Here is a 17,335-nt window from a genome sequence, read left to right on the forward strand (position 1 = left end):
CTTCAGGTCTCGCGCCGCGGCGCTTCGATCAGCTCGAGCCCGTAGAGGACACTCGTCCCCTTGCGACCGATCAGCCTGACCTTCGAGCGCTTCTGGTCGCTGGGCGGCAGGGGATAGTCGACGATGACCCAGTCGTTGCGCTTGGGTCCGGACCGACGCTCCACGGCGACTTGCCGCCCATCGAACTCGATCGCCATCTCGCGGTCGGCGTCGTTGCCCCAATAGGTGGCGCGCAGGAACGCGGCGCCGGGTCGACGGGCCATCGTGAACGACACCTCCGCGCCCTCGGGGATCGACCGGCTGTGACGGCCATAGAAGGTCCCCGGCTGTCCGGCCGTGGCCGTCAGCCCGTGATCCCGCTCGGGCTGCATCTCGCCGATATGGAACACGTCGATCGTGCGCCGCGCCAAGTCGGCCCGGCGAGCCTCGGACGCCAGATAGTCCTGGCGCTGCGTTTTCCAGTCCGTCGGCGTGAAGGTCTGGAAGTAGACCGCCGCGCGCCGGTCATAGAGGGCGTTGAACGGCCGCAGGGTTTGGCTCCGCCCCAGGACATCGACCGTGGCGTAGCGATGCGCGGCGCTGGGAACGAGGGCGTCGGTCGGCGCGGCCTTGGCCAGAAGCGCCGGCGCGGGCCCGTCGAACGCCTTGCTCGCGGGGCCAAGGTCCGCCGCCAGGACCAGGGGGCCGCTGAGGAAGGCATAGGTCGTCGGCGCGCCCTTCAGCGGCTCGGCGCGCAGGGTCATCGGCAAGGTTACGGTGATCGTGTCCCCTTCCCGCCACGCGCGCGTCACGCGCCAGTAGTTGTCCGAGACCGGCGCGGCGAGCGCCTGACCGTTCAGCGCGATCCGCGCGTCCCGCGCCCAGCCGGGTCGGCGAATGGCCAGGGTGGTGACGGCCTTCGAGGGACGGGCGACCCGAACGGTGACCGTCCCCTGCTCGGGATAGCGGGTCCGCAGCTCGAGCCTGGCGTCGCCCGGCAGATCCAGCGTGGAGGGCGTGAAGAGATTGACGTAAAGCGCCTCCGGCCCGCGCCAGAAGATGCTGTCGGCGTGCTTGGCGTGGCTTTCCATGCCCGAGCCCACGCAACACCAGAAACTGTCCTCCGCCGTGGAGTAGTCGCGCTTGGCGCCCGCCTGAAGCGGCATGAAATAGACGAACTGTCCGGTGTCGGGCCGCTGGTGCGCCAGGATGTGATTGAGCTGCGCCCGCTCGTAGTAGTCGAACAGGGCGCCGTCGGGCTTCCAGGCATAGAGATGCCGCGTCAGCTTCAGCATGTTGTAGGTATTGCAGGCCTCGCAGGTGCCCGTCGTCAGCGTGCCGCCCAGCTGGTCCGGCGGGCCGAAGTGCTCCCGCTCCGAATTGCCGCCCAGCACATAGCTGTGGTGATCGACGACCGTCTGGTGAAAGAACGCCGCCGCCTCGCCGTGGTCGGCCTGGCCGGTCGTTTCGTAGAAGCGCGCCAGGCCGACGGCCTTGGGAATCTGGGTGTTGGCGTGCAGCCCGGCGAGGGCGTCGCGGCGGGCCAGCAGCGGATCGACGAAGGCGCGGTGGCGCAGCCGCTCGGCGGTTCGCAGCCAGCGCGCGTCGCCGGTGATCGCATGGAGCTCGGCGTAGGATTCCAGGATGCCGCCGTGCTCGACCGACAGGACCTTCTGAACCTGCTCCTCCGAGAGGGGCGCCAGAACCCCGGCCAGATAGTCGGCGAGGCCGAGCGCGATGGGCAAGGCCCGGTCATTGCCAGCCAGCAGATGCGCGTCGATCACCCCCGCCAGCACCTTGTGGTAGGCGTAGATCGGGACCCAGCCGCCGTTCAGCGTCCAGGTGACCTCGATCTGGCCGCGCCGGACTTCCTCGAAGATGACCTTTCCCGGAACCTCCTTGCCGCCCCGCTCGGCGGTCGTGCCGCCGACATAGCCGTCGCCCTCGGCGGCCTGGATTTTCGCCATCTCCGCGAGCGCGCGGTCGAGAGCGGCGGCGACGGCGGGATCGCCGGTATTGGCCACCGTCAGGCTGCAGGCCGATAGCCAATGGCCCAGGGAGTGACCGGCGATGCTCTCGCTCTCCCATCCGCCGTAGCGCGGCTTGTTCGCCGGCAGGCCGGCCGACCAGTAGAAGTTGTGAAGCAAGCGCTCTGGGTCCAACGACAGCAGGTAGCGACGGTTGGCCGCCATGGCGTCGGCGAACGGCGACGGCTCCAGCGTCACGTACCGGGCGGGTATCGGCTCGACCTTGCGCAACGGGTTGCTCGCCTGGGCCGAGGCCCTGGCGGCGAACGTGACGGACAGAGCGGCGCCGGCCAGAAGCACCGACCGCCGGCTGGGAGTGAGAGCCTGGCCGCTCATGCGCGCACCAGGACGCCGTCGCGGGCCGCGAGGCGGACGCTCTGACCTTGCTTCATCTCGATCTCCAGGGTCGATTTCCCGTGAACCACCGTGTGGCGGCCGTCGGCCTTGGCGGTCAGCACCGCTTCGGAAAGCTTGCCCCCCGCCCAGCGCACGTCGACCCCGACCGCGCCCCTCGCTCTCAGGCCGGTGATGTGGCCGGTCGGCCAGGCCGATGGCAGGGCCGGCAGCAGGTAGATCCGGTCGTCGCGACTTTGCAGGATCATCTCGGTCATGCCCGAGGTTCCGCCGAAATTGCCGTCGATCTGGAACGGTGGGTGAGCGTCGAACATGTTCGGATAGGTTCGCTCGGGGCCGAGCAACAGCCTGAGCACCTCGTGGGCGTGGTCCCCGTCGCCCAGTCGCGCCCAGAGGTTCAGCCGCCAGGCGATGGCCCAGCCGGTGGTGAGGTCGCCGCGCTTCAGCAGGGAGGTCCTGGCCGCCGCCGCGAGCTTCGGCGTGGTGTCGATCCCGATCTGATCGGACGGAAACAGGCCATAGAGGTGCGAGACGTGCCGGTGCTGGGGCTCCTTGGCGTCGGCGTCCCAATCCTCCTGCCATTCCTGCAACTGGCCGTCCTTGCCGATCCTGTAGGGCGCCAGCTTGCCGCGTGTCGCCGTCAGCTCGGCGACGAAGGCCGGATCCGCGCCAAGGACGCCTTCGGCCTTCAGGCAGTTGTCGAACAGGTCCCAAATGATCGCCTGGTCCATGGTCGGACCGGCGACCAGCGAGGAGCCATGGCCATGATCGTTCTCCGGCGAGATCGACGGACTGGTGACCAGCACGCCGAACTTCGGATCGACGACCAGGGTGTCGAGGAAGAACCGCGCCGAGCCCTTCATCAGCGGATAGACGCGGGCCAGATAGGCCTTGTCGCGGCTGTAGTCGTAGTGGTCGAAGACGTGCTTGCAGAGCCAGGCGCCGCCCGTGGGCCAGACGCCGTAGATCGCGCCATCGATCGGCGCGGTGGCGCGCCACAGGTCGGTGTTGTGGTGGGCGACCCAGCCGCGCGCGCCGTACATGACCTTGGCGGTGCGGGCGCCGGTCACGGCCAGGTCCTGGACCAGGGCGATCAACGGCTCGACGCAGGGCGCGAGATGGGTCGGCTCGGCCGGCCAGTAGTTCATCTCGGTATTGATGTTGATCGTGTACTTGCTCTCCCAGGGGGGCGAGGTCTTGTCGTTCCAGATCCCCTGCAGGTTGGCCGGCTGGCCGCCTGGGCGCGAACAGGCGATCAGCAGGTAGCGGCCGTACTGATAGTACAGCGCCGCAAGCGAAGGATCGTCCGTGGTCGGAGATTGTCGGATGCGCTCGTCGGTCGGCTGCAGCTCAGCGCGGGTGCGACCGAAATCCACGTCCACCCGGCGGAAAAGCGCCCGATGGTCGGCCTGATGATCGGCCAGGATCTTCGCCCAAGGCTTGCCGGCGAGCGTGGCCAGCGTGGCCTTGTTCAGCGCCGCCGGATCGCCCGAGACGTCGTCATAGCGGCGGTAGCTGGTCGCCGCCGCGATCAGCAGCACGACCTCGTCGGCGCCCCTGATCGACAGCATCCCGCCCCGCCCCGTCACCGTCCCGCCCTTGGCCTGGACCTCGACACGACACTCGAAGGTCAAGGCGGCCGGGATCCCCTCCCGACTCTCATTGGCGCCGGTCAGGACCAGGGCGCCGCCCTCGACCGTTGCGACGGGTTTGGACTTCAGCGGGCTGGCGAAGGACAGGTCGAGGCTGATCGCCCCCTTGCGGCTGGCGCTGAGGCGCACGGCGATGACCCCGTCCGGATGACTGCCGATCACCTCGCGGCGATACCGTAGGCCGTCGGCGGTGAAGGTCGTGGCGGCGATCGCCCCGTCGATGTCGAGGTCGCGGACATAGTCGCCGCTCGCCTCGCCCAGCCCCGGGAAGTCGAGCTTCAGGTCGCCGATCGTCTGGTAGGCCATCTGCCTTTTGGGCGCGCCCAGGAACCTGGCGTCGGCCAGCTTGGTGGCCTGGGCGTAGTCGCCGGCGTCGATCAGGCGGCGGATCTCCGGCAGGGCCGACAGCGCCTCGGGATTGGCCGGATCGTATGGACCGCCGGCCCACAGGGTATCTTCGTTCAGTTGCAATCGTTCGGACGCGACGCCGCCGAACACCATCGCGCCCAGCTTGCCGGAGCCGACCGGCAGGGCCTCGACCCATTCCTTGGCCGGTTGGCGATACCAGAGGCGCGGCGGCGAGGTCTTGGTCCGCGTGGCGCGCGCGGGCGCCGCGGTCAGGGCCGAGGCGGCGCCGAGGACGGCGAGCGTGGAGCGGCGAGTCAGCGTCATAATACTCCGACAAAAGCACACTCGCCCGCCAGCCTACAAGCTGGATCACGACAACCGACTCGCTCCCAAAAGTTAGCGCTACCATTACTTCATTTCGCGCGTTAGGGTTGGCTAAGCCATGACGCATGGCGATCCGGACGGGCGACTTGCCCGACATAATAACGACCGCGCGCCGACGCGGCAGGGAGAGACGAAACGTCATGTCTGCGCACGCTTCGCCAGGTCGTCAATCGCGACAATCGCTCCATGGACGGATGCTGAGCCTGGCCGCCGCCCTGGCCTTGCTCGCCGGAACGGCCCATGCGCAGGCGCTCAATCCGGCCTCGAGGGCCGCGCCGACGGCGGCGTTCGATTGGTTCGAATACGAAGGCGCGGATCCGTCGGACGCGGCCTTCAAGCCGACCGCCGGCCAGTACGCCAATCCTATCCTCAAGGGCACCTATCCCGACCCGGCGGTCATGCGTGTCGGCAAGGACTTCTATTTCGTCAGCTCGACCTTCGCCTGGTTCCCGGGCCTGCCGATCTTCCATTCGACGGATCTCGTGCACTGGAAGCAGATCGGCAACGCCATCGACCGCCCAGGCATGCTCGACTTCGGGCGTCTGGGCCTCTCGCGCGCGGTGTTCGCGCCGACGCTGAGCCACCACGACGGCACGTTCTACCTCCTCAACACCTGTGTCGACTGCAAGGGCAACTTCCTGATCACGGCGAAGGACCCCAAAGGCCCATGGTCGGACCCGGTCTGGCTGCCGAAGGTCGAGGGCATCGATCCGTATCTCTTCTTCGACGACGACGGCGCCGCCCTGATCGTCTTCAATGGCGAGCCCCCGGGGCCGCCTGAATACAGCGGCCACCGCGCCATCTGGGCGATCGCCTATGACATCAAGACCGGAAAGACCGTCGGCGAACGCAAGCTGCTGCTGGACAAGGGCGTCAATCCCGCCGCCAAGCCGATCTGGCCCGAAGGCCCGCACATCCTGAAGAAGGACGGCTGGTACTACCTCATCGCGGCCGAGGGCGGCACGGCCGAAGGCCACAGCCAGGTCGCCCTGCGCTCCAAGAGCGCCTGGGGGCCGTACGTTCCGTACCCGAACAATCCGATCCTGACCCAGCGCGGCCTGCCGAAGGACCGTCCCCTGCCGATCACCTCGGCCGGCCACGCCAACCTGGTCGACACGCCGGACGGAAAGTGGTGGGCGACCTTCCTAGCGGTGCGCCCCTATGGCGACGACCTCTACAACACCGGCCGGGAGACCTTCCTGCTGCCCGTGGAATGGAAGGACGGCTGGCCGATCATTCTCGAGAACGGCAAGACCATTCCCTACGTCCACGCCAAGCCGGATCTGCCGGAGACGACGCCAAAGCCGCCGCCGACGGCCGGCGCCTTCAAGGTTCGCGACGAGTTCGATGGCAAGGCCTTGCCGCTCAACTGGGTGACCATGCGGATCCCTCGGGAGCGCTGGTGGCGACTGGACGGCGGCAAGCTGATCCTGACCGCGCGGCCCGAGACCATCGGCGGCATGACCCAGCCCTCCTTCTGGGGGCGACGCCAGCAGCATCAGAACGCCAGCGCCGCCACGGAGATGCGCTTCCGCCCGACCAAGGTCGGCGACAAGGCCGGCATGGTCGCGGTGCAGAACGACAGCCACTTCTTCTTCCTCGGTCTGGAGCGGAACGCCCAGGGGCGGGACGAGATCGTGCTCGAACGCCGCGCCGGCCCCAACGACCCGGAAAGCGGCGTGAAGATCGCCAGCGCGCCGGTCACCCCGAAGGCGGGCGCGCCCGTGTGGCTGAAGATCACCGCCCGGGGCGGCGCCTACGATTTCTCGTACGCCCTGGCCGCCGGACAGTGGAAGACCCTGAAGGCCGAAGAGGATGGATCGATCCTCTCGACCAAGAAGGCCGGCGGCTTCGTGGGCGCTCTGCTGGGCGTCTACGCCCACGACGGCGGCGCCCAGGGCCAGTGAACACCGACGCGGACTTTTGACCAACGGAAGACGGCGCCGAGGCGACCGTCAGCGATGCGCCCAGAGGCGCCGAGGGGAGACAAGATGACCAGAATGACGTGGCCGATGGCCGCCTGCGCCCTGACGCTCGCCGCGACCGCGCCGGCGCTGGCCCAGACCAAGACGGATGCGCCGATCGCGGTCCGCATCGAGGCCGGCGCGCCCGGCGCCAAGATCGATCGCAACATCTTCGGCCAGTTCGCCGAGCACCTGGGCAGCGGCATCTATGGCGGCGTCTGGGTCGGCAAGGACTCGACCATCCCCAACGTCCGCGGCATCCGCACCGACGTCGTCAAGGCGCTGCGCGACATCAAGGTGCCCAATGTGCGCTGGCCGGGCGGCTGCTTCGCCGACGAATACCATTGGCGCCACGGAATCGGCCCGATCGAGAGCCGCCGCAAGACCATCAACTCCAACTGGGGCGGCGCGGTCGAACCCAACACCTTCGGGACCGACGAGTTCATGGACTTCGTCGGCCAGATCGGGAGCGACGCCTATATCTCCGTCAATGTCGGCTCGGGCACGGTGCAAGAGGCGGCAGAGTGGGTCGAGTACATGACCGCCGATCCGGAGACGACGGCCGGCAAGGAGCGCGCCGCCAACGGCCACCGCGAGCCCTACAAGATCAAGTATCTGGGCCTGGGCAACGAAAGCTGGAGCTGCGGCGGCGCCATGCGGCCGGAATACTATGCCGACCTGATGAAGCGCTACGCCCGCTTCGTGCGGAACTACAATCCCAAGCAGACCGGCGCCGACGCCATGCAGCGCATCGCCGTGGGCCCCGACCAGGGCAAGCCGGCCTATACCGAGGCGGTGATGGCCGCCCAGAAGGGGCACGACTGGGCCTGGAATATCGAAGGCCTGTCGCTGCACTCGTACACGACCGGCGGATGGCCGCCGTCCTATTCCAGCACCAAGTTCGACGAGACCGCCTACGCCAAGCTGCTGAAGGAAACGCTCGGCATGGACGGGCTGATCACCAAGCACGCCGCGATCATGGACAAGTATGACCCGGAGAAGAAGGTGCCGCTGGCCGTCGACGAATGGGGCGTCTGGCTGGCGCCGCTGGAGGGCACCAATCCGGGCTTCCTGGTCCAGCAGAACTCGATGCGGGACGCGCTTGTCGCCGCCCTCAACCTGAACATCTTCGCGCGTCACGCCGACCGCGTGCGGATCACCAACATCGCCCAGATGATCAACGTCCTGCAGGCGATGATCCTGACCGACAAGGACAAGATGGTCCTGACGCCGACCTATCACGTCTACAAGATGTATCTGCCCTTCCAGGACGCGACCTTCGTGCCGGTGAAGCTCGACGCGGGGATCTACACGCAGGGCGACATCACCCTGCCGCGCATCGACGCCATCGCCGCGCGCGACACCCAGGGCAAGCTGTGGCTGGCGGTCTCCAACCTCGACCCCGTCAAGTCCGCCAGCATCCGGGCCGACATCGCCGGCGTCAAAGCCGGGTCCGCCACGGGCCAGGTCATGACGGCGCCGCGCGTCGACAGCGTCAACACCTTCGACGCCCCCAACGCGGTCGTGCCCAAGCCCTATACGGCGAAGGCTGGCGCTGGCGGCCTGACGCTGGAGGCGCCGCCCAAGTCGATCATGGTCGTCCGCCTGGACTGACGACGTCTGGTGATTTCCCGCATGATGGCGAGGGCTCCCATCGCATCATGCGGGCAGGACCCCTTCGCCGTACGACCCCGGCGATCATGCGCGGCGGCAAACTTGCCTGACAACTTGCCAACGGCCGCGGGCTTGCGCTTATAGAAACGAGCGCATCCCCGCAGGAGCCCGAGCCCATGTCCACCGACGAACCAGACGACAAGTCGATCCCCCGATCGGCGAGAGGGTCTGGTCGGCGGCTGCGGGGCGCGGTGGCGCACTATCTGGGCAGCGCCATCGTCTCGGGTCAGATCGCGCCCGGCGAGACGCTGACCGGCGAAATCGCCAACGCCGAGGCCCTGGATGTCTCGCGCAGCGCCTACCGGGAAGCCGTTCAGGTCCTCACAGCCAAGGGCCTGGTCGAGAGTCGCCCCAAGGCGGGCACCCGGGTCCTGCCGCGTAGCCGCTGGAACATCCTGGATCCGCAGGTGTTGGCCTGGGCGTTCTCGGCCGAACCCGACGTCAGCTTCGTGCGCGACCTGTTCGAGCTTCGGGCGATCGTCGAGCCCGCCGCGGCGCGCCTCGCCGCCGAGCGACGCGACAAGGACGACCTCAAGGCCATGAAGGACGCCCTGGCCAAGATGCGGCGTCACACCCTGGCGACCGAGGCCGGCCGCGCCGCCGACCGCGCCTTTCACGACGCCCTCCTGGGCGCCACGCACAACAGCGCGATGATGGCGCTCAGCGCCAGCATCAGCGCCGCTGTCAGCTGGACCACCGAGTTCAAGCAGCGCTCGCGCGCCCTGCCGCGCGATCCGGTGCCCGACCACGCCAAGGTCTTCGACGCCATCGCGGCGGGCGATCCCGACGCGGCGAGCGCGGCCATGCGCGCCCTTGTCGACCTGGCGCTGGATGACACCCGATCGGCGATGTAGAGCGCCGGTCTAGGGTTTGCTCAGCGTGAAGCTGTCGACATCCAGGCGACCCGGGCCGCCAGCGGGATTGTAGCAGAAGAGACCGTACTGCTGACCCTGGAAGGTCCCGGTCCGCCAGTCGAAGGCCAGCGGAAAGTCGCCCGGCATGGCCGTCCAGACCTTGCCGTCCAGGCTATAGGCCAGTGCGGCCTTGTCGGTCGTAAAGTCCATCTCCGCCGAGAGCCAAAGGTCCTTCAACGGGATCGGCCGCGCGTCTGCAGCCGCCGTCGTCTTCGGTCCGTCCTCGGTGCTTTCGATCAGGCGCGCGCTGAGTTCGCCGCGCCCCTGGGCCGTGCGGGTGACCACCAGCTGGCTCGAGAACTTGCCGAAGGTCCCGAAGCCGCAGGCGTCGCCCTTGGCGATCCCGCGCGCATCCAGCTTGACGACGGCGCGGCCGCGCGGCCCCTGCCCTTTCTGCAGCAGCGTGTTGCGAGCCGTCCAGAAGCTGTTGCTGGTCGTCGCCTTCAGCCGCAGAAAGCCGGGCCGTTCGGCGAGCGACCAGCGGCTGTCGTCGGGATTGTGGTTCCACTGCCATTGGCGACCCAACGCCTTGCCGCCGAAATCGTCGGAGCTGGGCGGCTCGACGAAGGCCCCGCCGGCGATGGGCTTGGCGGCGACGTCGGGCACGCGGCCGGGCGCCTCGGGCGTGCCCCAGACCGGCCAGTCGTCTTGCCAGAACACGGGGCTGATGTTGGTCACCCGCCCGATAGCGCCGGCGTCGCGCATGACGAAACCGTACCAGCCGCCGTCCGGCAGATCGACCAGCGCGCCCTGGTGCCCGCCGGTGGTGTCGTCGATCTGGTCGCGGGTCTCCCAAGGCCCGGTCAGGCTGCGAGCGCGCGAGACGGTCAGCGCCAGGCGTCTCGGGATGGCGTTGAACAGGTAGTACCAGTCGCCGCGCTTGATCAGCTTGGAGCCCTCGGCGCCCCGGTAGTAGTGGATCTTCTGCGCGCTGGTGACGGCGGTCAGGTCGGCGTTGAGGCTGAGCAGGGTGATCGTGCCGTCCGCGCTGCTGGCGGTGGCGATATAGCCTTTGCCGTCGTCGTCGAAGAACAGGGCGGGGTCGAAGGCTTCGCGATCGAGCTCGCGCACGCTCCAGGGCCCGCGGATGTCGGCGGCGGAATAGATCCGGGTGTTCCGTCCCACCGGCGTGACGGCGATGTAGAAGCGCCCGCCATGACGGCGCAGGCTGGGGGCGTAGACGCCGTGGCGATAGTCGCCGCCGTCGGCCAGGTCGTATTTGGGATTGCCCGTCAGCTTCGGCATCACGTGGCTGACGATGTCCCAGTTCACCAGGTCTCGGGAGTGCAGGATCGTCAGGCCCGGCGCGTTCACGAAGGTGGTCGAGGCGAAATAGAAGTCCTCGCCGACCCGGATGATGTCGGGATCGGGGTAATCCGCGTAGAGCGGCGGATTGTGATAGGTTCCCTGCCCGCTATCGGAACGCCAGACCTGGGCCTGGACGCTTGCGGCGGCGCAGGCCAGGCCCAGGGCTAAGGCCGACACGATCAGCTTGGATGGCTTTGACATGAGGCCCTCGGATGGTCGCCGCGGCGACTAGTGGTTGTCGCGCGGCAGGCCCTTGGTCTGGGCGATGCGCTGGTACTTGACGGCCGGTTCGAGGACCGCGCCCGTCTCCATCTGGCCGACCACCGCGCGCTGCATTTCCTGCCACGGCGTCTGGCTTTCCGGATAGGCGAAGCCGCCGGCCGCCTCGAGGGCCTTGCGGCGCTCGACGATCTCGGCGGCCGAGACCAGAATATCGACCCGCGACTTGCGCAGGTCGAAGCGCACGCGGTCGCCGGTCTTCAGCAGCGCCAGGCCGCCGCCCACCGCCGCCTCGGGCGAGGCGTTGAGGATGGAGGGCGAGCCGGACGTGCCCGACTGGCGCCCGTCGCCGACGCAAGGCAACTGGTGGACGCCCTGTTTGATCAGGTAGTCGGGCGCGCGCATGTTCACGACCTCGGCCGCGCCGGGATAGCCGACCGGCCCTGCGCCGCGCATGAACAGGATCGAGTTGGACGTGATCCCGACCGCCGGGTCGTCGATGCGGCGGTGATAGTCCTCCGGTCCGTCGAACACGACTGCATCGCCCTCGAAAGCGTCCGGATCGTCGGGATTTGACAGATAGCGGTCGCGGAACTCCTGGCTGACCACGCTGGTCTTCATGATCGCCGAGTTGAACAGGTTTCCGCGCATGACCACGAAGCCGGCCCGTTCGACCAGCGGCCGCGAGAAGGGACGGATGACGTCCTCGTCCTCGATCGCGACCCCGCGGTACTGCTCGCCGATGGTCTGGCCGGAGACGCACCTGGCGTCCTCGCGGATCAGCCCCTGCTCGATCAGCTGGCCGAACACCGCCGGCACGCCGCCGGCGCGGTAGTAGTCCTCGCCGAGATATTCGCCGGCGGGCTGCAGGTTGACCAGCAACGGCACCTCTTCGCCGGTCTGTTGCCAGTCGTCGATCGACAGCTCGACGCCGATGTGGCGGGCCAGGGCGTTCAGGTGGATCGGGGCGTTGGTCGAGCCGCCGATCGCCGAGTTGACGACCACGGCGTTCAGGAACGCGTCGCGGGTCAGGATGTCGGACGGCTTGAGGTCCTCATGCACCATGTCGACGATACGCAGGCCGGTCCGGTAGGCGTTCTCCTGGCGGTCGCGATAGGGCGCGGGGATCGCCGCCGAGCCCGGCAGCGACATGCCCAGGGCCTCGGTCAGCGAGTTCATGGTCGTGGCCGTGCCCATGGTGTTGCAGTAGCCGGTCGACGGCGCGGAACTGGCCACCAGCTTGATGAAGCCCGCATTGTCGATCTCGCCGGCCGCCAGCATTTCGCGGGCCTGCCAGACGATAGTGCCCGAGCCGGTCCGCTTGCCCTTGTGCCAGCCGTTCAGCATGGGCCCGACCGACAGGGCGATGGCCGGAATGTTTACCGTCGCCGCCGCCATCAGGCAGGCTGGCGTGGTCTTGTCGCAGCCGATGGTCAGCACCACGCCGTCGATCGGATAGCCGTAGAGCAGCTCGACGAGACCCAGATAGGACAGGTTGCGGTCCAGTCCGGCGGTGGGACGCTTGCCGGTCTCCTGAATCGGGTGGACGGGGAACTCCAGGACAATCCCGCCGGCCGAACGAACGCCTTCGCGCACCCGCTCGGCCAGGACCAGATGATGCCGGTTGCAGGGCGACAGATCCGAGCCGGTCTGGGCGATGCCAATGATCGGCTTGCCCGACTGCAGCTCTTCCAACGACAGGCCAAAGTTCATGTAGCGCTCGAGATAAAGCGCGGTCATGTCGGTGTTGTCGGGGTTATCGAACCAGGCGCGCGAACGGAGCTTGGGTGCGTCGCTTGTGGAGGAAACCATGAAGAGCCTTGTCGTTGCTTAGTCCGGCTCGGCCGCCGGTCGCTTTGCCAAACTCCATCAGAGTGGCAAATCACCGCGTGTCGCGCTCGTATTTGTCTGACTATAATTTCAACGAAACACGGTCAATCGACCAGGCCGAGCCTTGGCCGCGCGCGCAACCGCATTGCACGCACGGCGGAGCCGAATTCAGGCCGTGTCGCCGACCTTGTCCGTGGCCGGCGCGTCCCCGGTCGGCTTGCAGCCCCAGAGCGCGTAGAACAGCACATACAGCTCACACACCGCCGTCAGCAGGAACGACACCTGCAGGCCATAGGCGTCGGCGATCTGCCCCTGAACCACCACGAGCGCGCCGCCGGCGATGGCCATGACCAGGAGCCCAGAGCCCTCCTCGGTCAGCGGCCCCAGGTTCTTGATGCCCAGCGTGAAGATGGTGGGGAACATGATCGAGTGGAAAAGGCCCACGGCGATCAGGCTCCACATGGCCAGGGGCCCATGGGCCAGGACCGTGACGATCATCACGATGAACGCCAGCAGGCTGGCTATCGCCAGGATCTTCTCCGCAGCGACCTTGCGCATCAGCTGACTGCCGACGAAGCGGCCGACCATCATCCCGCCCCAGAGCAGGAAGAGGTACCGCGAGGCCTGGGCATGGGTGACGCCGCCGATCTCGGGCGCGGAGATGAAGTTGATGAAGAGGTTGCTGACGCCGATTTCGGCGATCAGGTAGATGAAGATGGCCGGCACGCCGAGCACCAGATTGCGGTGGCGCCACAGCGAGTGCTTCTTGCGCTCCTCCGCGCCGGCGCGCTGGGCGGCCAGGCCCAGCTCTGGCAACTTGTAGAAAGCGATCACCACCGCCAGCCCAACCAGCACTAGCGCCACGATCAAATAGGGCAATTGCACCGACTGGGCGTCGGCCAGGCGCTGGGCCGGGGTGAGCACCGCCCCGGCCTGGCTGTTGCCCGAGGCTGAACGCGACAGGATCAGCCAACCGCCGAACAGCGGCGCCAGCGTCGTGCCCATGGAGTTGAAGGCCTGCACGAGATTGAGACGCGAGGACGCCGTCTCGGGCGGTCCGATCACCGCCACATAGGGGTTGGCGGCGACCTGCAGCAGCGTGATCCCCGAGGCGATGATGAACAGCGCCGTCAGCACCACGCCGTAGGACGGGATCCGCGCGGCTGGGATCATCAGCAGCGCGCCCAGCGCCATGATCAGCAGGCCCGTCACCATGGCGCGCTTGTAACCGATCTTCTCGATCAGCTTGGCCGAAGGCAACGAGGCGAAGAAATAGGCGATGAACCAGGTCGATTCGATCAGGGTGGTCTGGGTGTAGTTGAGATCGAACACCGAGCGCAGATGCGGCAGCAGGGTGTTGTTGATCACCGTGATGAAGCCCCACATGAAGAACAGGCTGGCCAGCAGGGTCAGGGCCGATTTCTGCGTCACCGCGGAGCCGCCTTCCGACCGCGCGGCCGACGTCGTGGGCGCTGGCGCCATTGGATAGTCTCCCGAATGTGATGCTCGACGCGACGTCGGTTGCGCGCCTTTGTTTTGTCGGAGTATATGACCATCACCATGACCGTCAATCGAGAGCGGTCAAGACGATCGGGGAGAAGGTTCGAATGCGCATCGCAAACCTGTCGGCTGGAGCAGCGGTCCTGCTGACGCTCGCCGGCCCGATCGCCGGTCATGCCGCAACCCTGTCGCGCGCCGCCTTCGGCCAGACGCCTTCGGGCGAAGCGGTGGAAGCCTTCACCCTGACGAACGGCCATGGGGTCAGCGCCACCGTGATCACCTACGGCGCCACCCTCCAATCGCTGGTGGCGCCGGGCCGCGATGGAACCAAGGCCGACATCGTGCTCGGTTTCTCCGACGCCGGCGCCTATGCGCGCAACGCCAGCTATTTCGGCGCGACGGTCGGACGCGTGGCCAACCGCATCGGCAAGGGCCGTTTCACGCTCGACGACAAGAGCTACCAGCTGGCCCTGAACAACAATGGTGTCGCCGCCCTGCACGGCGGGGTGAAGGGCTTCGACAAGGTCGTCTGGAAGGTTCTGGACGCCAAGTCGGACGCCGCCGGGGCGTCCGTGACCCTGGGCTATGTCAGCCCGGACGGCGACCAGGGCTATCCGGGAACCCTGACCGCCACGGCGACCTACGCCCTGGACGAGAAGAACCAGCTGACGGTGACCTACGGCGCGACGACCGACAAGCCGACCATCGTCAACATGAGCAATCACGCCCTATTCAACCTCGCGGGCGAAGGCTCGGCCGACGGCGCGATGGGCAATGTCCTCACGCTGCTCGCCGACGGCTACACGCCCGTCGACGCCGAACTGATCCCGACCGGCGAGATCAAGCCGGTGGCCGGCACGCCCTTCGACTTCCGCAAGCCGACCGCCGTCGGCGATCGGATCCGGGACGCGCGCGATCCGCAGATGGTCATCGGCCGGGGCTACGACCACAACTACGTCCTGAATGGCAAGTCCGGCGCCCTGCGTCTGGCCGCGCGCCTGTCGGATCCCAAGAGCGGCCGCACGCTGGACGTCCTGTCGGATCAGCCCGGCATCCAGTTCTACGCCGGCAATTTCATCGACGGCACGATGGTGGGCAAGAGCGGCAAGATCTATCGCCAGGGCGATGGCATCGCGCTGGAGCCGCAGCACTTCCCCGACGCCCCGAACAAGCCGGCCTTCGCCTCGATCCGCCTGAACCCGGGCGAGCGCTACAGCAACCGCATGGTCTTCAAGCTCTCCATCGCGAAGTAGACCGTAAGGACATTCCCAGATGACGTTTGTACAATTTGTCGACGACTCCGGTCGGCGCGGCCTGGCGATGCTCGACGACGAGGGAACCGCCCGTCAGGTCGGCGTCGCGGACACCCTGCTGGACCTGGCCCACAAGGCGATGGCCGCGCGCTCGACCCTGGTCGAGACCGCGCGATTGGCGCTTGGCGAGACGGTCGACATCGCCGCAGCGCTGGCCGAGGGCCGCGTACTGGCGCCGATCGACCATCCCGATCCCGCCCACCTGTTCCTGACCGGCACCGGCCTGACCCATCTCGGCTCGGCCGAGGGCCGAGACAAGATGCACAAGGCCGCCCAGTCGGGAGAACAGCTGACCGATTCCATGCGGATGTTCCTGATGGGCGTCGAAAGCGGAAAGCCCGCCCCCGGCCAGACCGGCGTACAGCCCGAGTGGTTCTACAAGGGCGACGGCTCCCAGTTGGTCGGCCCCGGCCAGCCGCTGACCTCGCCCAGCTTCGCCCAGGACGGCGGCGAGGAGCCCGAGATCGCCGGCGTCTACCTGATCGGTCCCGACGGCGCGCCGTATCGGTTGGGCTTCTGCCTGGCCAACGAGTTCTCCGACCACGTGATCGAACGCGGCAACTACCTGTGGCTGGCCCACTCCAAGCTGCGCAACGCAGCGCTCGGTCCCGAGCTGCTGCCGGGCGCCCTGCCCACCGACGTGCGCGGGACCAGCCGCATCGTCCGCGACGGCGAGACCGTCTGGGAAAAGCCCTTCCTGTCGGGGGAGGCGAACATGTCCCACGCCATCGCCAATCTCGAGCACCACCACTTCAAGTACGACCTGTTCCGCCGCCCAGGCGACGTGCACGTCCACTTCTTCGGCACCGCCACCCTGTCCTTCTCCGAGGGCTTCCAGACCCAGGAAGGCGATGTGTTCGAGATCGAGGCCGCGCCGTTCCGCTATCCGGTCAGCAACCCGCTGGCCCAAGCGGTCGACCAGCCCGTGACCGTGAAGGCGCTGTGACCCCGATCCGCCTCGCTCTCGTTGGCCTGGGCAAGATCGCCCACGACCAGCACGCGCCGGCCATCGCCGCCGATCCGCGGTTCGAGCTGACCGCCGTCGTCAGCCGTCACGCCGGTCTCGACGGCGTGGCCCACTTCGCCAGGCTGGATGACCTTCTGGCCGACGGCCTGGCGATCGACGCCGTGGCCCTGTGCACCCCGCCCCAGCCGCGTCACGCCCTGGCGCATCTGGCGCTGGCCGCCGGCAAGCACGTCATGCTGGAAAAGCCGCCGGGCGCGACACTGAGCGAGGTCGAGGACCTGCGCCAGGTCGCGGCCGCCCGGGGCCTGACCCTGCAGGCGACCTGGCACTCGCGCCACGCCGCCGCGGTCGAGCCGGCGCGCGCCTGGCTGGCCGAACGGACGGTCCAGGCCGTGCGGATCAATTGGAAAGAGGACGTCCGCGTCTGGCATCCGGGCCAGGACTGGATCTGGGAAGCGGGCGGCCTGGGCGTCTTCGACCCCGCCATCAACGCCCTGTCGATCGCCACGCGCGTCCTGCCCCGCCCGTTCTTCCTGTCGCGCGGCCTGCTGCACGTGCCGGCCAATCGCCAGTCGCCGATCCAGGCCGAGCTGGACTTCCGCGACACGGCCGGCGCGCCGATCCGCGTCGAACTGGATTTCCTCCAGACCGGTCCGCAAAGCTGGGACATCGAGGTCGACACCGACGAGGGCGCGCTGAAGCTGACGGACGGCGGCGCCAAGCTGTGGATCGACGGCAAGCTGCTGCACGAAGGACCCGACCGCGAATATCCGGGCCTCTACGACGCCTTCGCCCGGCTCATCGCCGACGGGGCCAGCGACGTGGACACCTCGCCGCTGCGCCATGTCGCCGACGCGTTTCTGCTCGCCGAGCGCCGCGTCGCGCCAGCCTTCGACTGGTAA

The 17,335-nt window shown here is 67.9% G+C and carries 11 protein-coding genes; 6 read left to right on the plus strand and 5 right to left on the minus strand.

Annotated features, from left to right (window positions below):
* Positions 1–2: 2 nt before the first annotated feature.
* Positions 3–2,342 carry a glycoside hydrolase family 127 protein gene (locus tag EIK80_RS11775; protein ID WP_125157167.1) on the minus strand — a complete coding sequence of 780 codons (2,340 nt, stop codon included), beginning with the start codon at positions 2,340–2,342 and terminating at the stop codon, positions 3–5.
* Positions 2,339–4,684, minus strand: coding sequence for a glycoside hydrolase N-terminal domain-containing protein (locus tag EIK80_RS11780; protein WP_125157168.1), 2,346 nt, complete (start codon positions 4,682–4,684; stop codon positions 2,339–2,341). The genes EIK80_RS11775 and EIK80_RS11780 overlap by 4 nt, the downstream gene beginning before the upstream one ends.
* A gap of 254 nt (positions 4,685–4,938) precedes the next feature.
* On the opposite strand from EIK80_RS11780, the gene EIK80_RS11785 reads away from it, so the two are divergent.
* The 3 genes from EIK80_RS11785 (at position 4,939) to EIK80_RS11795 (ending at position 9,236) form a co-directional block, all read left to right on the plus strand.
* Positions 4,939–6,651, plus strand: a complete 1,713-nt coding sequence (locus EIK80_RS11785) for a glycoside hydrolase family 43 protein (RefSeq protein ID WP_125157169.1) — start codon at positions 4,939–4,941, stop codon at positions 6,649–6,651.
* Positions 6,652–6,744: 93 nt separating this feature from the next.
* Positions 6,745–8,322: an alpha-N-arabinofuranosidase gene (locus tag EIK80_RS11790; protein WP_370450217.1), complete on the plus strand. Its 1,578-nt coding sequence runs from the start codon at positions 6,745–6,747 to the stop codon at positions 8,320–8,322.
* 176 nt (positions 8,323–8,498) lie between these two features.
* Positions 8,499–9,236, plus strand: coding sequence for a FadR/GntR family transcriptional regulator (locus tag EIK80_RS11795; protein ID WP_125157171.1), 738 nt, complete (start codon positions 8,499–8,501; stop codon positions 9,234–9,236).
* Between the two features lie 9 nt (positions 9,237–9,245).
* Here EIK80_RS11795 and EIK80_RS11800 read toward each other — a convergent pair whose 3' ends face one another.
* From EIK80_RS11800 to EIK80_RS11810, 3 genes are all read right to left on the minus strand, one after another.
* A complete protein-coding gene (locus tag EIK80_RS11800) occupies positions 9,246–10,805 on the minus strand; it encodes a glycoside hydrolase 43 family protein (RefSeq protein WP_199743450.1) in 1,560 nt (519 codons plus the stop codon).
* 27 nt (positions 10,806–10,832) lie between these two features.
* Entirely contained in the window at positions 10,833–12,635 is a 1,803-nt protein-coding gene (locus EIK80_RS11805) for an IlvD/Edd family dehydratase (RefSeq protein WP_125157172.1), read from the minus strand.
* 186 nt (positions 12,636–12,821) lie between these two features.
* On the minus strand, positions 12,822–14,135 hold the full coding sequence (locus EIK80_RS11810) for a sugar MFS transporter (protein WP_125157173.1): 1,314 nt from the start codon (positions 14,133–14,135) through the stop codon (positions 12,822–12,824).
* A gap of 125 nt (positions 14,136–14,260) precedes the next feature.
* Here EIK80_RS11810 and EIK80_RS11815 point away from each other — a divergent pair, with 125 nt between their 5' ends.
* From EIK80_RS11815 to EIK80_RS11825, 3 genes are read left to right on the plus strand one after another with little or no spacing between them, the layout of a single operon-like run.
* Positions 14,261–15,406 (plus strand): aldose epimerase family protein, encoded by a 1,146-nt coding sequence (locus tag EIK80_RS11815; RefSeq protein ID WP_125157174.1) that lies wholly within the window; start codon positions 14,261–14,263, stop codon positions 15,404–15,406.
* A gap of 19 nt (positions 15,407–15,425) precedes the next feature.
* Positions 15,426–16,412 carry an AraD1 family protein gene (araD1, locus tag EIK80_RS11820; protein ID WP_125157175.1) on the plus strand — a complete coding sequence of 329 codons (987 nt, stop codon included), beginning with the start codon at positions 15,426–15,428 and terminating at the stop codon, positions 16,410–16,412.
* Complete coding sequence (locus EIK80_RS11825; RefSeq protein WP_125157176.1) at positions 16,409–17,335, plus strand: Gfo/Idh/MocA family protein; 927 nt, start codon at positions 16,409–16,411, stop codon at positions 17,333–17,335. Before araD1 ends, EIK80_RS11825 begins: the two co-directional genes overlap by 4 nt.

This window comes from Caulobacter sp. 602-1 (genome assembly GCF_003931565.1).
In the GTDB taxonomy this organism is placed as follows: Bacteria; Pseudomonadota; Alphaproteobacteria; order Caulobacterales; family Caulobacteraceae; genus Caulobacter.